The 21,120-nt window shown below is 63.6% G+C and carries 19 protein-coding genes; 5 read left to right on the top strand and 14 right to left on the bottom strand.

The window, feature by feature from the left end; translation table 11 throughout:
• Position 1: 1 nt before the first annotated feature.
• From LFT47_RS05145 to LFT47_RS05110, 8 genes are all read right to left on the bottom strand, one after another.
• On the bottom strand, positions 2-484 hold the full coding sequence (locus LFT47_RS05145; RefSeq protein WP_236815906.1) for a ribose-5-phosphate isomerase: 483 nt from the start codon (positions 482-484) through the stop codon (positions 2-4).
• Entirely contained in the window at positions 481-2,220 is a 1,740-nt protein-coding gene (gene dhaL / locus LFT47_RS05140) for a dihydroxyacetone kinase subunit DhaL (RefSeq protein WP_236815904.1), read from the bottom strand. Before dhaL ends, LFT47_RS05145 begins: the two co-directional genes overlap by 4 nt.
• A 4-nt stretch (positions 2,221-2,224) precedes the next feature.
• Positions 2,225-3,262 carry a sugar phosphate isomerase/epimerase family protein gene (locus tag LFT47_RS05135; protein WP_236815902.1) on the bottom strand — a complete coding sequence of 346 codons (1,038 nt, stop codon included), beginning with the start codon at positions 3,260-3,262 and terminating at the stop codon, positions 2,225-2,227.
• Between the two features lie 280 nt (positions 3,263-3,542).
• Positions 3,543-4,241, bottom strand: a complete 699-nt coding sequence (locus LFT47_RS05130; RefSeq protein ID WP_236815900.1) for a GntR family transcriptional regulator — start codon at positions 4,239-4,241, stop codon at positions 3,543-3,545.
• Positions 4,242-4,518: 277 nt separating this feature from the next.
• Positions 4,519-5,589 (bottom strand): alkene reductase, encoded by a 1,071-nt coding sequence (locus LFT47_RS05125; RefSeq protein WP_236815898.1) that lies wholly within the window; start codon positions 5,587-5,589, stop codon positions 4,519-4,521.
• A 163-nt stretch (positions 5,590-5,752) separates the two neighbouring features.
• Complete coding sequence (locus LFT47_RS05120; protein ID WP_236815897.1) at positions 5,753-6,640, bottom strand: hypothetical protein; 888 nt, start codon at positions 6,638-6,640, stop codon at positions 5,753-5,755.
• A 54-nt stretch (positions 6,641-6,694) separates the two neighbouring features.
• A complete protein-coding gene (locus LFT47_RS05115; protein WP_236815895.1) occupies positions 6,695-7,324 on the bottom strand; it encodes a DUF6318 family protein in 630 nt (209 codons plus the stop codon).
• Between the two features lie 232 nt (positions 7,325-7,556).
• Positions 7,557-9,308, bottom strand: coding sequence for a purine-cytosine permease family protein (locus LFT47_RS05110; protein WP_236815893.1), 1,752 nt, complete (start codon positions 9,306-9,308; stop codon positions 7,557-7,559).
• A gap of 234 nt (positions 9,309-9,542) precedes the next feature.
• On the opposite strand from LFT47_RS05110, the gene bioB reads away from it, so the two are divergent.
• The 3 genes from bioB to LFT47_RS05100 are packed head-to-tail and all read left to right on the top strand — an operon-like array spanning position 9,543 to position 11,040.
• Entirely contained in the window at positions 9,543-10,571 is a 1,029-nt protein-coding gene (bioB, locus tag LFT47_RS05105; protein ID WP_236815891.1) for a biotin synthase BioB, read from the top strand.
• The gene (bsaP, locus tag LFT47_RS21470) at positions 10,568-10,765 is read left to right on the top strand and encodes a biotin synthase auxiliary protein BsaP (protein ID WP_442863435.1); all 198 of its coding nucleotides are present in this window, start codon (positions 10,568-10,570) and stop codon (positions 10,763-10,765) included. Before bioB ends, bsaP begins: the two co-directional genes overlap by 4 nt.
• The gene (locus LFT47_RS05100) at positions 10,762-11,040 is read left to right on the top strand and encodes a hypothetical protein (protein WP_236815889.1); all 279 of its coding nucleotides are present in this window, start codon (positions 10,762-10,764) and stop codon (positions 11,038-11,040) included. The genes bsaP and LFT47_RS05100 overlap by 4 nt, the downstream gene beginning before the upstream one ends.
• A gap of 113 nt (positions 11,041-11,153) precedes the next feature.
• Here LFT47_RS05100 and LFT47_RS05095 read toward each other — a convergent pair whose 3' ends face one another.
• The gene (locus LFT47_RS05095; protein ID WP_236815888.1) at positions 11,154-11,897 is read right to left on the bottom strand and encodes a response regulator transcription factor; all 744 of its coding nucleotides are present in this window, start codon (positions 11,895-11,897) and stop codon (positions 11,154-11,156) included.
• A gap of 99 nt (positions 11,898-11,996) precedes the next feature.
• On the opposite strand from LFT47_RS05095, the gene LFT47_RS05090 reads away from it, so the two are divergent.
• Together LFT47_RS05090 and LFT47_RS05085 are read left to right on the top strand one after the other, a co-directional pair.
• The gene (locus LFT47_RS05090) at positions 11,997-13,664 is read left to right on the top strand and encodes a sensor histidine kinase (RefSeq protein ID WP_236815887.1); all 1,668 of its coding nucleotides are present in this window, start codon (positions 11,997-11,999) and stop codon (positions 13,662-13,664) included.
• Between the two features lie 226 nt (positions 13,665-13,890).
• Positions 13,891-14,358: a very short patch repair endonuclease gene (locus LFT47_RS05085; RefSeq protein ID WP_236815886.1), complete on the top strand. Its 468-nt coding sequence runs from the start codon at positions 13,891-13,893 to the stop codon at positions 14,356-14,358.
• Here the strand turns inward: LFT47_RS05085 and LFT47_RS05080 are convergent.
• The 5 genes from LFT47_RS05080 to LFT47_RS05060 form a co-directional block, all read right to left on the bottom strand.
• A complete protein-coding gene (locus LFT47_RS05080) occupies positions 14,300-14,536 on the bottom strand; it encodes a PLDc N-terminal domain-containing protein (protein WP_236815885.1) in 237 nt (78 codons plus the stop codon). The two genes, LFT47_RS05085 and LFT47_RS05080, sit on opposite strands and share 59 nt — an antisense overlap.
• Before the next feature lie 84 nt (positions 14,537-14,620).
• A complete protein-coding gene (locus tag LFT47_RS05075) occupies positions 14,621-15,811 on the bottom strand; it encodes an McrC family protein (protein ID WP_236818368.1) in 1,191 nt (396 codons plus the stop codon).
• 91 nt (positions 15,812-15,902) lie between these two features.
• On the bottom strand, positions 15,903-18,137 hold the full coding sequence (locus tag LFT47_RS05070; protein ID WP_236815884.1) for an McrB family protein: 2,235 nt from the start codon (positions 18,135-18,137) through the stop codon (positions 15,903-15,905).
• A gap of 143 nt (positions 18,138-18,280) precedes the next feature.
• Complete coding sequence (locus LFT47_RS05065; protein ID WP_236815883.1) at positions 18,281-20,212, bottom strand: DUF5107 domain-containing protein; 1,932 nt, start codon at positions 20,210-20,212, stop codon at positions 18,281-18,283.
• A gap of 151 nt (positions 20,213-20,363) precedes the next feature.
• The gene (locus tag LFT47_RS05060) at positions 20,364-21,104 is read right to left on the bottom strand and encodes a copper homeostasis protein CutC (protein WP_236815882.1); all 741 of its coding nucleotides are present in this window, start codon (positions 21,102-21,104) and stop codon (positions 20,364-20,366) included.
• Between the last annotated feature and the right edge of the window lie 16 nt (positions 21,105-21,120).

The following is a 21,120-nucleotide window of genomic DNA, read 5'->3' as shown; positions in this document are numbered from 1 at the left end:
GTCACACTGCCTTTGTGTAATCGGGCTCGTAGGAGCAGATGGCGTCCACCTTGGCGGCGGAAGATGATGTTTCGTCGAAGTGGTGGCCCAGCCATTCGCGCACTAGTTTCTTGGCCAGTTCCAAGCCGATCACCCGCTGTCCCATGGTCAGGACCTGGGCGTTGTTGCTGAGGACCGAGCGCTCCACGGAGTAGCTGTCGTGCGCGGTGACGGCCCGGATTCCGGGGACTTTGTTGGCCGCGATGGCCACGCCCAGGCCCGTTCCGCAGATCAAGAGGGCACGGTCTGCTTCGCCCTCGGCAACCTTGCGCGCCGCGTCCACGGCAACGTGCGGGTAGGCCGTGGAGTCGTTGGCGCCGACGCCCACGTCGGTTACCGACGCCACCCGGGGATCGGCTTCAAGCAACGCCATGAGCGCTTGCTTGTATTCGACGCCAGCTTCGTCATTGCCGACGATGATCCGCCAGCCCTCCGATGTGCTCATGCTTGAACTCCGTTTCCTGCCGGGGACGCCAGTTGTGAATCGATATGTTGTGAGATCCTCGCCGTGATCAGCCCGAAGGAGACCGCGCCAGGATCAGGGTGGCCCAGGCTCTTCTCTGCGAGCGGACGGGCCCGGCCCTTGAGCGGACGCAAACGCGCCGTCTCAGCTGCCGCGGACTCGGCCGCCGCAGCAGCAGCCGCGAGGGCCCGGTCAACCGGGGCTCCGGCGTCGAACTCTGTGAGGAACGCGTCCCGGAACGGCAGCAGCGCGTCCACCATCGTCTTGTCGCCAGGTTCGGCTTTGCCGAGCTCCGTGATCGCGTCCACAAAGCCAGTAACGGCGGCCGCCGAGTCCTCGCCGGAGTACCGCGCTTTGTTGCCGAGCGCCTGTCCGGCCGCAATGATCGCCGAGCCCCACAGGGCGCCCGAGGTACCGCCGGCGCGTTCGCTCCAAGCCTCCCCCGCTGCCGTCAGGATCCGCCCGACCGAGGCTCCGATTGCCGTCTCGGCTACGGTGAAAGCCGCTTCAACGCCGCGGCGCATGCCGATGCCGTGGTCGCCGTCGCCGGCAATCGCGTCCAGCTTGCCGAGTTCTTCTTCATGCTCGACGACGACGTCCCGCACCTGGGCGAGCACGGCCACGGCCTGCCGCCCGAGTTCGGCAGCAGCGTGGGTGGGCTGCTCGACGTCGGACTCGTCCACGGCGGTGACGCTCGCTTGGTTGCGGGGCCGGCGGGGGGCGAGGTTGCCCTTGCGGAAGGCCGGGGTGTCCGCGGGTGCTGCCCAATACTGTTCGAGCTCCTCGTCCAGCCACAGCAGGGTCAGCGAAAGACCGGACATGTCCAGGCTTGTCACGAGCTCGCCGCACTCGGGCTCGACCACCGTGAGTCCTGCTTTGCCGAGGAGCTTCTCGATCTTGCCGAAGAGCAGGAAGAGTTCGTCGTACTTGACCGTGCCGAGGCCGTTGACGATGGCCACCACGCGGTTTCCGGCGTCGTCGGGCTTGTCATTGAGGAGCTTGGAGACGAGCAGTTCGGCGAGTTCGGACGCGGTGGGCATTTGGTGCTCGGAAATGCCCGGCTCGCCGTGGATGCCCAGGCCGAGGGACATCTGGCCCGCCGGAACGTGGAACAGCGGATCCGAGGCGCCCGGAAGGGTGCAACCGTCGAAGGCCACTCCGAGGGAGCGCGTGCGGTAGTTCGTCTTGATGGCCAAGCGCTCGACGGCGTCGAGGTCCAGTCCCGCTTCGGCCGCGGCGCCGGCGATCTTGAAGACCGTGAGGTCGCCCGCGATCCCCCGGCGCTTTTCGATCTGGTCCAGCGGTGCGCTGGCGATGTCGTCCGTAACAGTCACGGTGCGGGTCTCGATGCCTTCGGCGTTGAGGCGCAACTGGGCCTGGCCGAAGTGGAGCACGTCGCCCGCGTAGTTGCCATAACTGAGCAAGACGCCGCCTCCGGCGTTGGCGGCTTTGGCCACGCGGTAGACCTGGCCGGCCGCTGGGGAAGCGAACATGTTGCCGCACGCCGAGGCAGTTGCCAGGCCTGGCCCGACCAGTCCGGCGAAAGCAGGGTAATGTCCCGAGCCGCCGCCCACCACCAAGGCGACCTGTCCGGTGGGGACTTCGGTGGAACGGACCACACCACCGTCCATTCGGGCTACATAGCCGCGGTTGGCGGCGACGAATCCGTCCAGCGCTTCGTCCGCAAAGTCTGCGGGATTGTCGAAAATCCTTGTCATGGTTCTAGACGCCAGCCAGCTGGGAGGCTATTGGATGGGTGGACCCGGACTCGGTCCGACCGGAAGGCTGCTGCCGGCCCTGGGCGACCTGGCTCTGGCCGAGGACGTAGTTCTCGGTTTTCGGAAGGACCTGTCGCCGGAGGTATTCCTGGTTGCTCGCCGTGACGCTGAGCCCGTCGCCGCCGTAGTGCTCGGTGCACAAAATGCCCTGGAAGCCCACCGAAAGCGCGAGCTTGAAAGCTTCGCGGTAGTTGATGAGGCCGCTCTCCATCGGTGCAGGCATGGTGATGTAGCTGTCGCGGGCCACGTCTTCGTCGCGGATGTAGTTCTTCATGTGCCAGTAGTTGGAGTACGGCAAGGTCTTGGCCACCATCTCGCGCCAGTCCTCGATGGGACGGTGGAGGCGGATCAGGTTGCCGAGGTCCGGGTTGAGGCCTACGTTGGCGAGCCCGATGTCCTGGACCAGCTGGACCGAGGAATCGGCGGTGCCGAGGTAGGTGTCCTCGTACATTTCAAGGGACAGGAGGATCCCGACTTCCGCGGCGTGCTCACCGAGTTCCCGCAAGCGTGAGACCGCGTTGCCCCAGGCTTCCTTGTCCCCTACCGGATCTTTGTAGCCTTCGACCGTCCAGAACCACAGCTGCTTTTGCTGCTCGGCGGTGATGGCCTGGTGGAGTCCGAAGGAAACAACCTCACAGCCTAGTTCGGCTGCGGCGTCAATGGTTCGGTGGCTGTACGCCAGGTTCTCGGCCCAGTCGCGGGCGTGGATGACGCTGCGGCGGATGGCGGAGATGACCGGGATGCCAATGCCAACGTGCTCTGCGGTCTGTTTGAACTCGGCGAGGCGTTCCTTATTGAGGTCCCCCGGGCGGATCCAGCTGTCCGTGAGGTCTGCGTTGGCGAATCCTGCGTCCTTGACTTCCTGCAAGACCTCGGCCCAAGCGGAAGCATCGGCGTCGTTGATGTGCTGTCCCGTCGCGTCAGTGCCGGGGAACTGAAGCAGGGCCGCGGTGATGGGCCAGGTTTCGGCGGTGTAAGCCATAGTTTTCACTCCTTCGTGGAATCCTGTTTCCTATAGGATTTACTATCCGAGCAAGACTGTCAACATATTTATTCAGACTTCCGCAGGCCGGCCCCGGCTTTCCGCACCCTTACCCGCATCATCGAAGATCCTATATGTCTTACATATGTTTGTGAAGAGGGTCACGAGATATCGAGTTCGCCACGCACAAAAAGGGCCCGCCGGTAGACGGGCCCTGAGGGTCTGGTGGCGTCGGGTCGCCGTCTTGGATCGCCGTCGGACGCGGCCCGTGGGAGACGGCTTAGTCAGCGGGCGCGTCGGCGATAGCCCGGGCGCGGACCTTGTGCACATGGTCGGCCATGGCGGCCGCGGCCTGTTCCGGGTCACCACTCGCCAGCGCGTCGAGCACTGCTTGGTGCTCGGCAATGGCCTGGTCAGCGTCGGTGATGCCCACTCCCCCGAACAGCCGGAACCGCTGGACTTGGCCGCCCAGCGCGGTGTAGGCGGCAAGCATGAATTGGTTGCCGGACTGCTCGGCGATCAGCTTATGGAAGCGCTCATCGGCCTCGAGATAGTCCCGGAATTCCATGAAAGACGGGCCCCGGGGAGCCGTCTCCAAGTCCTTCACGGCCGCTCGCAAATCCGCCAATCCGTCAGGAGTGATCCGGCTGCACGCCAGACGGGCATTCACAGGCTCAATCGCGAGCCGGGCCTCCATGAGCTCGGCAAAATCTTCGCGCGTGAAAACCGGGGCTACCCTGTAACCCTTGAGGGCAACTCGGCGAACCATGCCTGTGTGCTCCAGCCTCGCCAGTGCTTCGCGCACAGGGGTCGGGGACACGTCCAATTCCCGTGCCGTGCCGTCGATGCTGACCGCGGCTCCCGGTTCGAGACGGCCGTCCATGAGCCACGCGAGAAGTTCCTCGTAGACGTGGTCGGCGAGAACCTGGCGGCTGACGGGTCGGCCGGGGGCGCGGTCCCGTGAGGAAGCGAGTTTCATAGACAAATCCTATAGGAATGGTCTCTTTGTGACGGCTTCGGACGCTCTTTGCCGGCCCGAAGCCTCTCTCACGATCGGCACGTCGGATTCTGCTGGATCACTCCCCACGCCCGAGGAGAATTCCCCGTGATTTCGGGGTCTTCAGAGTGTGCCACCTCGAGTGATCCAGCAGAATCCGTCGCCATCGCCCGAAAATCCGGCAGGACGGGAGCCTCGAGGGAGTTAAACCGCGACGGCGGCACCTTTCCCAGGTGCCGCCGTCGGGGTTTCGGGGGTTCTAGTTAGCGTAGAACGGGTAGTCGGTGTAACCCTTGGCGCCTTCGCCGTAGAACGTGGCCGGATCCGGTTCGTTGAGCGGGAGGCCTTCACGCCACCTGCGCGCAAGGTCCGGGTTGGCGATGGCCGGGCGTCCGACCACCACGGCGTCGGCGTGACCGTCGGCCACGAGTGCCAAGGCTTCATCCCGCGTGGTCACCACGCCGAAGCCGGTGTTCACGAGGAACGTGCCGTTGAAACGCTCGCGCAGGTCCTGCACGAGTTCACCCTTGGGCTCATGGTGGAGGATGCTGAGGTAGGCGAGGTTGAGCGAGGCGATGGTGTCCACCAGGACTTCATAGGTGGCTCGGACATCGGCGAGGTCGGTCTCGGCGATCCCCTGGACCGAGTGCTCCGGGGAAATCCGGATGCCGACCCGGTTGGCGCCCAAGGCTTCAACCACCGCGTTGACGGTCTCGATCACGAAGCGTGCACGGTTTTCCGGGGAACCGCCGTAGCTGTCAGTGCGGACGTTGGTGTTGGGAGCCAGGAATTCGTGCAGAAGGTAGCCATTCGCAGAGTGCAGCTCAACGCCGTCGAATCCGGCTTCGACGGCGTTCCGGGATGCCGTCACGATTTCCTGGATGATCGAGGGAAGTTCATCGGTGCTCAGTTCGCGGGGCACCGGGTAGGGCTTCTTGCCGTTCGGCGTGCGGACTTCGCCGTCGATGGCCACGGCGCTGGGTGCCACGATCTCGTGACCACCGGTGATGTCCGCGTGGGAAACGCGGCCACCGTGCATGACCTGGGCGAAAATCCGGCCGCCCTCGGCATGGACGGCGTCCGTCACCTTCTTCCAGCCCGCGATCTGGTCCTCCGTGACGAGGCCGGGCTGCCCGGGGTAGGACTTCCCTGCAGGCGTGGGGTAGGTGCCCTCGCTAACGATCAGCCCGAGGGAAGCACGCTGCCGGTAGTGTTCCACAACCAGCGGGCCGGGAACACCCTCGGCGCCCGAACGGAGGCGGGTCAGCGGCGCCATGACCAAGCGGTTGGGAAGTTCAATCTCACCGAGAGTCAAAGGGGAAAACAACATGGGCAGTGCCTTTCAAACGGGAACAGGTCCACTGGCGGCAACTGCCGCGCGCCTGCAACTATTCCTGTTGAGACGGGGATCACACGTCGACGGCGGCGGCTCGCCTTCCGGCTTCAAACAGAGAGGCCAGACCGCTCGAACACCGTGTTTCTTCCCAGCTGCCCTAGGGGACGCCTGGGCAGCCCTCGCCACGTGGATTCACGATGCAGTTGTCCGCGTAGTTGCGCGTGATCGACCTCCAGACGCTGACCTTTTGTGACGGCGAAGCGAACTGTCCTGCGCCGGGAATCGGCATGTTCGGGCCACCATTCACGGAGTAGGTGCCGCGGAAGGTGGTGGTCACTGACAACTGAAAGTCACCGGTCTGTTGATACACGTGGCTTGTTCTGGTCTTTTGGCCCCATTCCGTCTCCGGAAGCGGTCCGCCGGCAAAGGGGGCCGGCCCGAGACTATTGCCGTCCCCGTAGGCGTAGGTGTACTCCACAGGGGTAGCGACTATGTGGACTCGCTGACCGAGGAGCGTCACATCGAATTGCTGCTCAACGGCGTCCGCGAAGATGTTGGTTTCGGCCCCTTTGAGCGTGTGTGGGCTTGGCTGGGCGGTCAGGTCCGCCGGCTTGATCGGAAGATTGCGGAAGTCGCTCTCAATTCTCGCCGCAATCCTGGGCAAGACGTCCTCTGGCTTTTGGTCATACAGGCAAGACGGGCCGTTGTTGCCCGATTTCCAGTCGACCCAGGTGGGATTTGAAATCGCCTTAGGCGCGACCTTCCAGATGACTGGAGTTCCAGACTTCCCACCAGGCTCGCGGGGCGGGCATTGCACCTGCCCGGGCAGGCATTTCTTGTCCAAGGCATTGTCGTCAACCTGGCATTGGAGCTCTGCCTTGTATTGGTTGGGGTCGTCGCTGACGGAGTTTGGAGGGGCGGAAATAAATTCGCCCGTTTCGGGGTCACGGATCCATCTGGCCGTGACTTCGATCCCACCTTGTTGGTAGCCCGAAGATACGCGGTCGTCACCACTCGCCGCTGCGGGCGCGGCGGAAGTGACCAATATGGCATTGAGTGCAATTGCCAAAATTATCAAGTTCCGCGGATTCATTCCGCACTACCGAAGCAATCCGAGGTCTTTGACCTTCCAAGAACCTGACTCGAAAGCAGCAATCATGCCTGATGCGCTGTTCGATGGCGGGGTTGACGGCTGCCCCACGCTTCCGTCCGCATCGTAGTAGTCAATCTGGCTTTGGATCGTCTGAATCGTCACTTGCTGAGAAAGCGCCTCGGATTTGAAGTTTGCCTCAACCGACGGAGTTGTCATCTTGCCACCGACAACCCATCGTCCCTTTACGTATGCGGACTCGAGACCCTGTTTGATTCGATTACAGAAGACGCATTCCGCAGATGTCATGGCTGACCAAACGGCCATGTCTCCAGTCTCATACGCATACGAAAGTGCCTGGAACCAGTACTTAGCAAACGCCTCCACGCCTTCTTTGCTATTCGCCTTCGCGGCCTCCGGCAGCACCGGAATGGGCACGTTCTCGGCCTTGCCCTTGGCGTCCGCGGGTTTGTAAGCAGGGGTCGGAGTGGGCGTAGCGGTTGCACTTGCGGAACCCGTAGATGACGCAGATTGTCCGGCCTGCGGCTCGGGAGTGTTCCCGCAGGCGGTCAGCGTCAACGCCCCTGCAAGGCTGGCAATCATGAAAAATCGAGCAGAAACCGAAGTGCGTGGAGTCATGGTTTGCTATCCCCAAATAGTTTTCAAGACTAAACGTTTCCCAAAATGGTAGCTCACTTCCCTATCTTGGCGGGAAAGTTATCCACAGACCCCGGTTCACTACCCCGCATCGCTTCACCAGCGAGGCGTGACACAACAAGCACAACGAGGACAAACCAAAGGCCCCGACGACGGGACCGCGGCCAGGCCGCCTATCCGTCGTCGAGGCCTATGGGACCTGTCGAACGCCCGCCTACCTTTGAGCCGGCAGGACCAACTCCCCCGACTTGTCCGTCGACAAAGCGAGCGAAGAGATGAACTGAGGCTCGCCGTCGGGCCCGTCCTGGGCGGACCGGACCATGTCCGGACGCTCGAACTCCAGGCCCGTCACGTGGCACAAAAGCTTGGCGTCGCTCGGGTTGCCGTCGGCGTCGAACATGGGCAGCTCGATTCCGTCGTCGGAGCGGCGCAGGTAATACTTTCCGCGGGTCAACACAGCCAATGCCGGCGGCAGCACAAGCGCCAGCCCGACGGCGAAAATCGGCGAGTATGGCTGGACAGCCGAACCGAAAGCACCGAAGAATACGGCAATCGACACAGTGGCCGACACCAGCATCGAGATAAAACCGACCGGGTTGACGGCATAAAGCATGCCGCGGCGGAACTCGGGAACCTTCGGCGAAATCTTGAGCAAGTATTTGTTGATGGCGATATCGGACGCCACCGTAACCACCCACGCCATGGCGCAATTCGCGTAGAAACCAAGGATGGTATTGAGGAATTCGAACATGTTGGCTTCCATCAGCACCAGCGCGATCACCAGGTTGACCACCACAAACACCATGCGCCCCGGGTAGCTCTTGGTGATGCGGGTGAAACTGTTTGTCCACGCGAGCGAGCCGGAGTAAGCGTTGGTCACGTTGATCTTGATTTGCGAAATGACCACGAGCACCACGGCCAAAGTCATCGCCAACCACGCCGGCATCATTTCCTGGTACACGCCAAGGAATTGGTGCACCGGCTCGTTGGCATGCGCGGAGGCGGCTGGATCCAGCGTCGCGATCAGGTAGATGGCAATGAACATGCCCACGATCTGCTTGATCGCGCCGAAGATCACCCAGCCCGGCCCGGCCAGGATCACGGCTCGCCACCACGCGGCCCTATTCTCGGCGGTCTTGGGCGGCATGAAGCGCAAGTAGTCAATCTGTTCCGCGATCTGCGCCATGAGTGACAGGCAGACACCGGCGGCCAGCATCACGGAGGCCAGGTTGGTGCCTTCAGCGCCGGATTTGCCCGTGAACGCGAAGAATTTCCCGATGCTGTCCGGGTGCGAAATCACCAAATACCCCACGGGAACCACCATGAGCAGGAGCCACAACGGGGTGGTCCACACCTGCAGCTTGGACAGGGCCTTCATCCCGTAAATCACCAAGGGAATGACAATAAGCGTGGACGCCGCATAACCGAGCCACTGCGGAATCCCCAACCCAAGTTCCAGCCCTTGCGCCATGATGGAGCCCTCGAGCGCGAAGAAGATGAACGTGAAGGTCGCGAAAATAACGTTGGTGACAACCGAGCCGTAATAGCCGAATCCGGAGCCCCTGGTGATGAGATCAAGGTCGATGTTGTAGCGCGCCGCGTAGTATGCCAAGGGAAATCCGGTGGCGAAAATGACCACAGCCGCCACCACAATTCCAAAAATCGCGTTCACGGTGCCGTAAGAAATACCGATATTCGCGCCGATGGAGAAATCAGCCAAATAGGCGATTCCACCGAGCGCACTCGTCGCGACCACGCCCGCACCCCACTTACGGTAGGACCGTGGTGCGAACCGGAGGGTGTAGTCCTCCAGGCTCTCCTTCGCTGCACTCATCGCATCGGCATTGCCTGTCGTGCGGCTCCCGGCGCCTAGCGTTTCGGAAGGTTCGACGACGGCGAGCCCCTCCGGTGAGCGGCCCGCCGTCGGGAGTTCAAGCACTTGCGTTGTCTTCGAATCGTCAGTCATCCCCGCAACTTTCTTTCTCTGGACATGTTTCCCCTCTGAACATGGCCTTGACGCTATCGGCGGGATGAAACCACCGAGTCTCCACCATGTTTCCGGGCTGTAACTTATCCAGCGAGTCGGCCGCCAAGATTGCGGCTCCGGGTTTGTGGACGTCCAACAAAATCACGACCCCACAGGCCCACTACCGTCGTGAAGGAACGCACCATCCCCTGCAAGTAGCGGCCGAGGAGTACCATGACCACCCAACCAAACCCAAGGCGTACGTCCACTTATCCGATTCTGGAAACAGCCCGCGAGCAAGTCCTTGCCAAAGGCGAGGGCCTTAGCGAATCCCAGCTGCTCGAGATCCTGGAGCTTCCGGACGAGGCCATCCCGGAAGCCCTGCAGCTTGCCCACGAAGTCCGCATAGAGCACTGCGGCGAGGACGTGGAAGTAGAGGGAATCATCTCCATCAAGACCGGAGGATGCCCTGAGGACTGCCATTTCTGCAGCCAATCGGGCCTGTTCGACAGCCCGGTCCGAGGCGTCTGGCTCGACATTCCCGAGCTCGTGAAGGCCGCCAAGGAAACCGCTGCTACCGGGGCCACGGAGTTCTGCATTGTCGCTGCCGTCCGCGGCCCGGACATCAAGCTCATGAACCAGATCAAGTTCGCGATCGATCGCATCAACGCGGAAGTGGACATCAACATCGCCTGTTCCTTGGGCATGCTTACCCAGCGCCAAGTGGACCAACTCGCCGAGTGGGGCGTCCACCGCTACAACCACAACCTCGAAACCGCGCGCAGCTACTTCCCCGAAGTCGTCACCACCCACAGCTACGAGGAACGCCTCGACACCTGCAACATGGTCAAGGCAGCAGGTATGGAACTTTGCTGCGGAGCCCTGATCGGCATGGGCGAAACCACGGCCCAGCGAGCCGAACTCGCCAGCCAGCTCGCAGCCCTCGAACCGCACGAAGTCCCGATGAATTTCCTCAATCCGCGCCCCGGAACTCCTCTCGAAAACCAGGGAATCATGGACGGCAAGGACGCCCTCCGCGCAATCGCGGCGTTCCGCCTGGCCATGCCCAGGACCGTGCTGCGTTACGCAGGCGGGCGCGAACTCACCCTGGGCGACCTCGGCACGCGCGAAGGCCTCATGGGCGGCATCAACGCGGTCATCGTCGGCAATTACCTCACCACCCTGGGCCGTCCCGCCGACGCGGACCTCAACCTCCTCGTCGAGCTGAACATGCCCATCAAGGAACTCCAGAAGTCGCTGTGAGCAGCAAGGTCACGGATACTTACTGCGGTCTGTGCGGTGAGCGCCCGACGTCGGACGCTCACCAGGGCTGCCAGCAGCGCCTCGCGATGGAGCCTCCCCGCTACTGCGCCCAATGCCGTCGCCGCATGAAAGTCCAGGTCACGCCGCTCGGCTGGACCGCCGAATGCTCGCGCCACGGCCGGGTCACGCCATGAGGCTCATCCAGCGCGACCTCATCAAGCGTGACCGGGCGAGCCTTTGGCATCCGTACGCTCCGGCGTCGGCGACTCTGCCGTTGTGGGAAGTCGAAGGCGCCGACGGCGTGACGCTTCGGCTCCGCGATGACGCCGGCCGACGGCATGAGGTGCTCGATGCCATGTCCTCCTGGTGGGCAGGGGATCCGTTTGGCAGAACCGAACCCCGAGTGGCTCCGCCTACTGTCGTTCCAAGCGCCGCGGATGGCAAATTCCCAACGCCCGCTCACATCTGACGGCAATTTCCCCAACGCCCGCTCACATCTGACGGCAAATTCCCCAACGCCCGCTCACATCTGACGAGCGCGCGTCCGGGCCACAAGATTTATTTAAGGGTTGCCGAAGGCGTTCATGTTCTTGCGGGCGCCAGCCGATAGCCAACCCCGCGGACTGTTTGCAGCCAGCGCGGGTTCTGCGCGTCGTCGCCGAGCTTGCGGCGGAGATTGCCAATGTGGACCTCGACGGACCGTTCGTCGGCGCCGCTCGTGTAGATCCCGGCGTCGTACGGTTCGTTCCGGAGGCGACGCACAAGGTCCGCTTTGCTCAAGACCGTGCGGCCCGCCTCAAGCAGCGAGTACAGAAGGTCGAACTCCGTGGGGGTCAGCCGTACGTCCTGGCCGTCAATGGACACGGTCCGCGTCGCGTAACTGAACACCAACCCGTTGTGCCGGAAAATCCGCTGGGAAGGCGGAGCGTCTGCTGGATGGCTTGCCCTGGATCCTGAGCGTGGGCGTCGCATCATGGCGGCAACCCTGGCGCGAAGCTCGCGAGGCCGGAATGGCTTGGTCAGATAGTCGTCGGCGCCGGATTCCAGGCCCAGGAGGGTGTCCAGCTCGTCGGCCTTGGCCGTCAGCATGACGATATATGCGTCGGAAAAATTCCGGACCTGGCGCGCTACCTCGAAGCCATCAATGTCCGGCAAGCCCAGGTCCAAGGTGATGACATGGGGCCTCAAATCTCGCGCCGCCCGGATACCGGCAGCCCCGCTCGTTGCCATATGGACTTCGAATCCGGCTTGGCTGAGGACAACGCGGACCAATTCCCGGATGTCGTGATCGTCTTCTATGACAAGCCCAACCCGTAATTCAGTCATTTGCAGCCCTCCCAGCCCGCTACGAATGGAAGTATATCGGGCTGCCGGTATCCTTTCTGGCATGCGACGTGACCTTGAACAAATGCGAATTTTGGACCGATGAAACGTCCGTTCGAATGGGATGCCAAAAGCGGCCGGGTGATGTTCTTTCAACACGCCTTCCACGAGTACTCGCTCAAGGACCGCGTCGCACTCAGCCAATTGCCGCTGACAGTGACAGTGTGCCTCACTGCGGTCCTGGTTGGCCTTTACTTCCCCGCAACCCTCGGCAATCCCCTCTTTGTCATCTTCCTGGCTACCCAAGCGGCAGCGTGGGTGCTCTGCCACGCAGTTCCGTGGGACAGACTCCCCTTCCCGACATTCCTGGCCATCCCGCTCCTGGACATCGTGTCCATCGGGCTGGGCCGTGAAGGAGGACAAGACAGCCCCATCGGAATCAGCCTCCTGACCGTCTTTCCCGTCATTTGGCTCTGCGCCTCGGGGCTGTATCTACGCTCTGCCCTGGTTGTTTCCTTCCTGGGGCCGCTCGCCATGATTTGGACACCGCAATTCATCCATGGAACGTACACGCCTCAGGATCTGCTGCGCGGACTGCTGCTACCCATCATGATGCTCGGCATCGGCGTTTCCATTGGCGTGATGACCCAAAGCATGGTCGCCCAGCAGAAGCGTCTTGAGGAAAGGGACGCCGCGCTGCTCCGCGCCTTGGCGGACAGCCAGGAGAAGGAACGACTGCTCAACACCGTTCTTGAAACCGTCCACCTTGGCGTCGTGGCTATTGACGCCGACGGCCGCGAAATAATGGCGAACCGCAAGCAGCGGGAGAACCAAGTGCTCGAGGCATCTGGAGACACCGATCGCCACGGCGAGCCAGAGCTCTTGGTCTTCGACGCCGACCGCGTGACCCCCACGGAGGCGGATCTCACGCCGATGCGTCGCGCCGCGCTGCGGCAGGAGTTCACTGATTACCTCGTCTGGGTCGGGACGGGCAGGGAACAGCGCGCTTTCACCACCAGCGCGCGGTCTATGAAGGACTGCGACGGCAGCTATCTGGGTTCAGTGGTCGTTTTCGGCGATGTTACGGCACTTGTGGACGCTCTCGCTGCGAAGGACGACTTCGTCTCGAACGTCTCCCATGAGTTCCGTACCCCGCTGACGTCTATCACAGGGTACGTGGACCTTGTGTTGGAGGAGGCTGAGAACCTCCCGACCTGGGCGGCGCAGCAACTTGAGATTGTGCAACGAAACGCGGACCGGCTCCTTTCCCTCGTTTCCGACCTCTTGGCAGTCCGTTCGGGCCACATGATCGTCCAGCCACACGCGGTGGATGTATCCGAACTGGTCAGGTCGAGTGTCGCCTCGGCCGAGCCGAAAGCGAACGACGGCGGGGTGCGGCTCCACGTCGACGCCCCCGAACGCCTCGAGGCGCACGTGGATGCCAACCGTATTTCCCAAGTGCTGGACAACCTCATCTCCAACGCCATCAAATACTCCCCCGATGGCGGCGACGTCCGCGTCACGCTGCTGCAGGAGGAAAACGCGGTGGTGTGCCACGTCAAAGACACCGGCATGGGTATGGACAAGCGGGACCAGGCCGATGCCTTCACCCGGTATTTCAGGGCCGGAAACGTCCGCAATACGGCCATTCGCGGGGTCGGTTTGGGGCTTTCCATCTGCAAGGCAATCGTCGATGCCCACGGCGGGACCATCGGCCTTGAGAGTACCCCCGGCGAAGGAACAACCTTCACCTTCCGCGTTCCGGCCTGACTTCCTGCGACCCCCGCTCACAAACAAGCCATTCCCGGCCGACGCCCGCTCACATCATGTGATCGAGGGTTTTGGTTTTGGGCGCCATACGTGAGCGAGCATCGCAGGAAGAGCCGCCATACGTGAGCGAGCATCGCAGGAAGAGCCGCCATACGTGAGCGAGCGTCCGGGGAAGACCCCCCATACATGAGCGAGCGTCGCAGGGTGCGCTGCGTAGACTGAGGATATGGGCGAGAGCCGCGACCTGCTGACGCCTGAGCAACGCAGCCTGAACATGTCCAAGATCCGGGGCAAGAACACCAAGCCCGAGCTCTTGGTCCGTCGGCTCCTGCATGCCAAGGGTTATCGGTATCGGCTTCATGGCCGGGCCGCGGGCGGGAAGTTGCCCGGCAGCCCGGACCTCGTGTTCGCCGGCCGGCGCAAGGTGATTTTCGTGAACGGGTGCTTCTGGCATTTCCACGATTGCAAGGCAGGCCAGCATGCACCGAGCGGCAACGCGGATTTCTGGGCAGCCAAGCGCAATCGCACCCGGGAGCGCGACGCCGGACAGCGCGAACTGCTGAGAGCCTCAGGATGGGAGGTTCTCACGGTGTGGGAATGCGAGCTCCGGGACCGTTCGGCTTTGGAAAATCAGCTCACGCGGTTCCTCGACGGCGGCCGAACAGGAAGTAGCTCAGCGGCCCGAAGAAATTGATGAAGCTTGCGGCCCGCCATACGGCTTTGTTTCCCCTGATCTGGGCCGCGGGGGTCTTGGAAATGCTGCGTTGTGCCGCGACGAGCAGCGCCAACTGTCCCGCGCCCACCACGAGCATGCCTACCCGTTGCCCAGGGGTCATGTCCTTCCAGGACTTCTTCTTTTTCTTGCCGTGCATGATGCCTCCATCTAGGGAATGACTGCTTTCTCAGGCTAGTCCGACTCCGGCACTGACGGAACAGATCCCCACCGCCTCGGAGCGTCACAGGCGCGCCTGGCGCACCACTTCTCCCCACGACTGCTGGGCCAGGTCCGTGACGGCGGCAAGAATCTCCGCCGGTGGCCGCGACAAGTCCAGTGGGTACTCCACAATGTCGATGTCCGTGTTGAGGATCCGACGCAACTTCATCTCTCCCTTGCCCGCGTAGACAAGCCACGCCGTGGGAACTTGCAGCGCGGTGCAGTAGGCCAGGAGTTGATAGTGGTCCGCGTTGAGCGATGCCCCGGAATCCGTGGCAGAGGCGTATTTGGAGTCGTACACCACCACGGGCCGGCCACCCAGGAAATGCACGGCGTCGGGGCGCACGGTGAGCCGGTCCGAATCCCGCACAGCTTCGTTGAGGGTGGCGCCGTATTGGAGCCGCATTTCACCCGGATGCGCCCGCATGGCCGCCCGCAAAGCCACACCCACGAATTCCTCAAACACAGTGGACATGTCCACTACAAACGAGGCGGTCTGCTGCTTCCCTTCGCCCGCTTCGGCAGAGGCATTCCGCAGGATGAGCTCGGCCAGGCGGAGGACGGGATGGTAGCGGAGGTTCATCCGGTTGGCCTGCCACCGCGGGAGGGGCGCTCCGGACTGCAGCCGAGTGACGGCGTCGAGCTTTCCTTTGAGCTGCCGCAAGCGGCTCAGGACGTTTTGCCGTACACCGGGAACCTTGCCCATCCGCTCGAGCGCGGCACGCAGGATGCGGTTCTCGGCAATGTCCTCGGTGAATTCGTCATAGGAGACTTCCAGCGGAACCAGCATCCCGGGGCGGCGTGAGATCTGGTCCGAGATCCGGATGCGGCCCTTGACCGTCCGGAGGGACTCGTCCACGGTGAGATACCCCTGCAGCGGACCACGGCTGAGGGCCCGCTCCGCCAGTTGGGCGAGGGATTCGGCCAGGGCGCTCCACAAGTCCTTGTGCTCGACGGCGGCCACGGAGTCCTCGCGGAACCCCTGGTCCCCGGCGTAGCTGAGGAGGAACAGCAGCCGGTTCAAGCCCAGGCGGTCCTTGGGCCGTACCTCGAACTGGACTGTCGGCGTCCGCACCGACCCGACCTTGCCCACAGGCTCGACGCGGTAGAGGCCCATCCCCATGGGTGAGGCCTTCGCGAGCCCGCTTGAGTTGAGGAGGGCCGCGGCGTCCGGATCAAGCTTTTCCACGATGCCACCGGAGAGCTCGTCCATGACGATGTGCCGCACAGCCGGAGCCTTCGTGGAAGTGCGGACCGCAGGCTTTCCGATACCCGGGGCGCGGGCCGGACGCGGTGGCGCGGTCTTAGCGGACCGCAAGTCGACCCAACAACTGGTCCAGACCGAAGCGCTCCTCCAGCTGGGCCCGGTTCAACTGACCGTGGTAGTGCTCCTCCAGGAGCGGCATGAGTTCGTACTTCCAGATCCGGCGCAGCCCGGCGGGGTTCTGGGCCGCGTTCTTCATGAAGTAGGAGGGGCCGATCATCAGGTCCCGGTCCCAGTCGTCGATGGAGTCGTTCAGGGCGTCAAGCAGGTCCGCGTTGAGGGTGTCCAGGCCGCGGGCAGTGAGGAAGCGCCGGAGCGAACCGCGGATCGGTTCCACCTTCGGGTGCAATTCCACGAACGCGAAGCGGCGGCGGATCGCCGCGTCCATCATGGCGATAGAGCGGTCGGCCGTGTTCATGGTGCCGATGATGTAGAGGTTGTCCGGAAGGCTGAACGGTTCGTTGGGGCTGTACTGGAGGTAGATGCGGTCGTCGCGGTATTCCAGCAGGAAGTACAGCTCACCGAACACTTTCGCCAGGTTGGCGCGGTTCATCTCGTCGATGATCAGGAAGTACGGCTTGTTGGAGTTCCCGGGCTTCGCGGCTTCTTCCGCGAGGCGCCGCAGCGGTCCGGCCACGAGCTTGAACGACACCTGGCCGTCGTCGGTCTTGTCCGGTCGGTACCCCTCGAAGAAGTCCTCGTAGGCGTAGGACGGGTGGAACTGCACCAGCTTCACGCGCTCGTCGGTGCTGTCTCCGGCGAGTTCGGCGGCCAAGTGCTTGGCGAGGTAGGTCTTTCCCGTTCCCGGAGGGCCGTAGAGCACCAGTTGGCGGTTCTCCTCCAGCAGTTCGGCGATTTCGGTGAGCGGCTCGAGCTCCATGTGGAGGGACGCCGCGAACTCTTCGGTGAGGGGCCGGAACCCTTCAATCACGGGCTCGACGACGGCGTCCGGCGCGGCGGTTTCCTCGCCGTCGGACTCGGCTTCGGCAGGCAGGAGGGACTGCAGGGACTGGATGACCCTGGTGACGTCCACGACGATCCCCGAAGTGGAGAGCTGGCGCTGGACGTGCCGCGGGGCTTCGGCGATCGGGTGGGTCTCATCGAACCAACGCACTTTGCGGCGGAGCCGGCGGTTGTCCTCGTTGTGTTCCGGTTCGCCCAGGACCACGCCGATCCTGATGGCTCCGGAATTCTGGAACAGGGCGAGGTCGCCGGGTTTCATCACGGTCAGGAACGCGAAAACAGCAGTCTTGGTGTCCTCCCGCTCGACGTAGCCAAGGTGCTTGTAGTCCTCGTCCACGGCATGCTGGACCAGGCCTGCTGTCACGCCGGCGGTGAGTTCGCGGAGGTGTTCGACGTCGAGCGTTGCCTTTTCCTCGTCCCGCCAAGCGGCGAGGAGCTCGGCGGAGTCCTGGTGCGTTCGCAGCAGCCAGGCGCGGCGGCCGGGATCTCCTACTTTGCGCCACTGGCTGACGAGCTGGCGGTCGTACCAATCGATGCGCTGGCCGGCCTGTTCGTCCAGGTACAGCCGGATGCGGTGGACGTCCGCGGTGATGTCGGTTTCTGTTTCGCCGTGCGCGCCGCCCACGAGCGAAGCGAAGGCGTCCCGGATTTCGCGCCGTTCAACGTCGGCGACGACGGGCTCGAAGTAGCTGGGCCACGCCAAGTATTCGATGCTGCGCCGGATGGCCGGCTGGTCCTCGGGAGTTGCCGCCGCGAGTTCATGGAATTTCAGCGGGTCCTTGAGGGCCTTGCTGATGCTCGCGTTGGACTGGCCGTCGACGTGCGCCACGAACCGGCACAACCAGGTGAGGTGGTCCCAGATGGTCCAGTTGAATTCGGCTGTGCGGTCACGGATGACGCCGTGATCGGTCATCCCCTGGTACAGCTCCTTGGGGAGCTCGAGCTCGGGATCGAGCCAGGACGCGGCTTCGGCAACGCGGGCGCGCTTCACCTTGAGCGATTTGACCTCGTGTGCCAGAGGCAGGGACTGGAGGAAGAGGAGCTCGACGGCGAGCAACTTGGCCTCGCGCGAGGCCCCTTCCAGGTTTTGGCGCAGGTTGGTCATCATGGGCGCCTTGGCGTCACCGACGCCGCGTTCCAAGCGCTCCAGGAGCTCGCCGGCGGCGTCCACCGTCCAAGTGCGGGTACTGGCGTCGAGCGCCGAAGCCTTGCCTTGCAGCCCCGGGCCCAGCACGAACCAGGCCGCATCTTCGATCTCCTTGGAGATACCGGGGGCACGGGTCAGTGGGGTTTTGGTGGAGGGAGTCACCATGCCAACTTACATGGTTTGTCTTGGTGCTGGCATCAGCAAAGCCGGCACCCACGCCACATGCGTCCCGCCTCACGCGTTCTGCCACATGCGTCCCACATCTTGCCTCCTGCCGCATGCGCCCCGCGCTCGTGAACCCCGGAAGGTCAGTGCATTCCGAAGCGGTAATGGGCTGGCACCGGCTCCTCCGGGCACACTTCCTGCCACAGCTCGGCGATCCCGTCCTCGCCTTCCCGGATGTCCGGTATCTCGACGCCGTCCCGCAGCATCGCTGCCGCCTCCTGGCCTTTGCCGACGCCCGCGAGGGCGAGCGCCGTCAGGAAACGGACGCGCCCGACGTCGGACATTCCGCCAGGTGCCTCGCTCGCCAAGGCAAGTGCTTGCGCGGGGTTCCCATGCCGGATGCTGAGGGTCATGGCTTCGCTGAGCAAGGGGAGGTTGGAGGGCTCCAAGCGGCTCGCTGCGGCAAGCTCAGCCAAGCCTTCGTCAATCTTGTTGCTGGCAAACAGCGCGAGGGCGTGGCCCCTTGTGGCGAGGACCCTGGAACGGGGTGAGAGGCCGTCGGCGATCAGCGCGGTGCCGTATCCCGCGATCGCACCGCCAAGATCCTGGCGGGCGTGCTTCATCGTGGCCAGATGAAATTGCGCCTCCGCTCCGCCATCCTTTGCCAGCAGTTCTTCCCAATCTGCTCCTGCCACGAAGGTCTCAGCGCCCAGGAAACTCGCCCCATCCAGCAGGCTGTGCCACGGGCCTGTTTCCTCGATGGCGTCAGGGGTTGCATCGTCGGCGAAGGGAGTGCCGCTTTCGTCCAGCCACCCGCGGCCTGAGTGTCGCCGTCGGGCACTCTCCAAAGCACCCCAAGCGCTGCCGCGCACCAGCATCTCGTCCGGAGGCAGCGCATAGTTCCGCGCGGCTTCGGCGAGGGCGACTTCGAGCTCCGCGTCCGGGACGAGGTCTTCAAGCCGGGCGCTGGCATGGGTCACCGCAGCGTCCCAATCCCGGCCGTGGGAGGTCGCCGGATCCAGCTTCGCGTTGCCGTAGGCCTCCACCCAACTCCACTCGGCGCCGGCAGGCATGGCCAGATGCTCGAACTGGGTCTGTGCGAGCCCGGCCTGGATCTCCGCGTAGGGGCCGGCCCCGGGACTGAGCCATTCCTGCCAGCGCTTCCCGCCGTCGCCCTGGCCCCAGACAAACAATTTCTTCCCGCGCAGGAGGCTTGTGGACAGCATGGCCAGGCCGTCGCCGTCGTGGTCTACAGCGGCGATCCAATGCCGGTGCCCCGGCTGGATGTCGAAGAAGAAATCCGCCGCGTGCGGGCTGTTGACCAGCCAGGTGGCATCCGCGCCTTGGTGTTCCGTGGGCCGGACACGGGCGATGTCGGTGGTGTAATCGCTGCCGAAGGCCTCCGTGGCTGGAGCGATCACGCGCGTTTCAGCCGTCTCGGGAACAGCGGCATTACTCCACCAGTACATGGGGACCTCGTGGTCCTGGGGGTTCCTGATCCGGACCGCAGTCAGGAGGACGTCCGAGTCCTCCGGAAGCCACATGTCCACTTGGAAAACCACCTCCCGGAGGCGTTCGAACTCCCACATACGCAGGACGTCGTGGCCTTCGGGAGTCTTGACGATGGCCGTGTGCAGCGGATCGCAGGTGGTGGGCGAGTGACCGCGGGTGCCGATGTTCCATTCGAGCCCGCCGGCGAACCAGGCCTTGCGCAGCGCGATGTTGGCGAACTGCAGGGTCCCGTGGGTGTGGAGGAGTTGTTTGCCCGACGCCTTGTCGAAGAGCTCCCACAGCCGGCCGCCCAAGGTGGGGAGGACAACGGCACGCAGTTTGCTGTTCTCAAGCACGACGGCGGGGAGGTCGTGGGCGGTCCGCTCGCGCGAGTAGCCGTCCTGCATCAAGTACGGGAACATGTTCGGCACTTGCCCGTAGCGTGCCGCGGCCTGCAGTTCCTCCGGGACGCCGTCGCCGATTCTGTATGGCTGGTCCAGTTCAGCCATGACCACAGGCAACGGGCTATTCGGGCCCAACTCCGCCATGTTCAGGGTGATAGTGGAGAAGCTCAGGTTTTGCATCTTTATGACTCCTGGAGGCTATTTTCGATCGCAATGCTTCACCTATCCTTGACCCAAGTCGCCGCCGTGTAAAGGGACCCACCCAACTGACTCGCACTTAATGTCGTTATGAGCCGTCAAAACGACAACAAATGCGAGTCAGTTGGGCATGTCACCGGGAGGCGGCGCGGGCGGCCCTCACCAGGTCCCGGTCGGTGACCATGTACGCCGTCGGGTCCGAATCGCCGGGCGTACCGACGGAGTCCCCACGGTTCTTCCACGTGGAAACCGTGGCCTTGGCTGACAAATGGACCGCGCTTAGTCCCGCGGCATGCAGTGCGGGGATATCGTCCAGGGCGAGTCCACCGCCTGCCATGACCTCAAGCCGCCCCGCTGCCCGCTGGACCATGCGCTTGAGGGTCCCGATCCCCGCCCCCACCGTCGCGGCGCCGCCGGAGCTGAGCACCCGGGTGAACCCAAGTTCCACGAGCTGCTCGACGGCGGCCGCCGGGTCCGGGGTTTGGTCGATGGCCCGGTGGAAGGTCAGTTGGGCGTCGGGGTTGGTCTCCAAGGCCGTGTCGGCGAGCTTTCGGGTGGCCCGGACGTCGATATCACCGCCTGCAGTGAGGACTCCGATCACCACGCCGTGAGCCCCTTGGGTGAGCAGGAACCGGATCTCGCGGTCCATCGTGTCCACATCGGCGGCGGAGTACAGGAAATCTCCCGGCCGGCTGCGGATCAGCGGGTGGATCTCCAGCCGTCCGTCGGCCGCTTCCTGCGCGGCTTCCATGAGCCCTTGGCTCGGGGTCAGTCCCCCGAGCTCCAAGGCGCTGCAAAGTTCGATCCGATCCGCGCCTTCTTCAGCGGCAACGGCAGCGCCCTGGGCACCGACGGCGACGATCTCGAGTTTCATGGGGAAACTCTACGGC

The organism is Arthrobacter sp. FW306-2-2C-D06B (genome assembly GCF_021789175.1).
In the GTDB taxonomy this organism is placed as follows: domain Bacteria; phylum Actinomycetota; class Actinomycetes; order Actinomycetales; family Micrococcaceae; genus Arthrobacter.
This window is presented reverse-complemented; position numbering and strand designations above follow the sequence as displayed.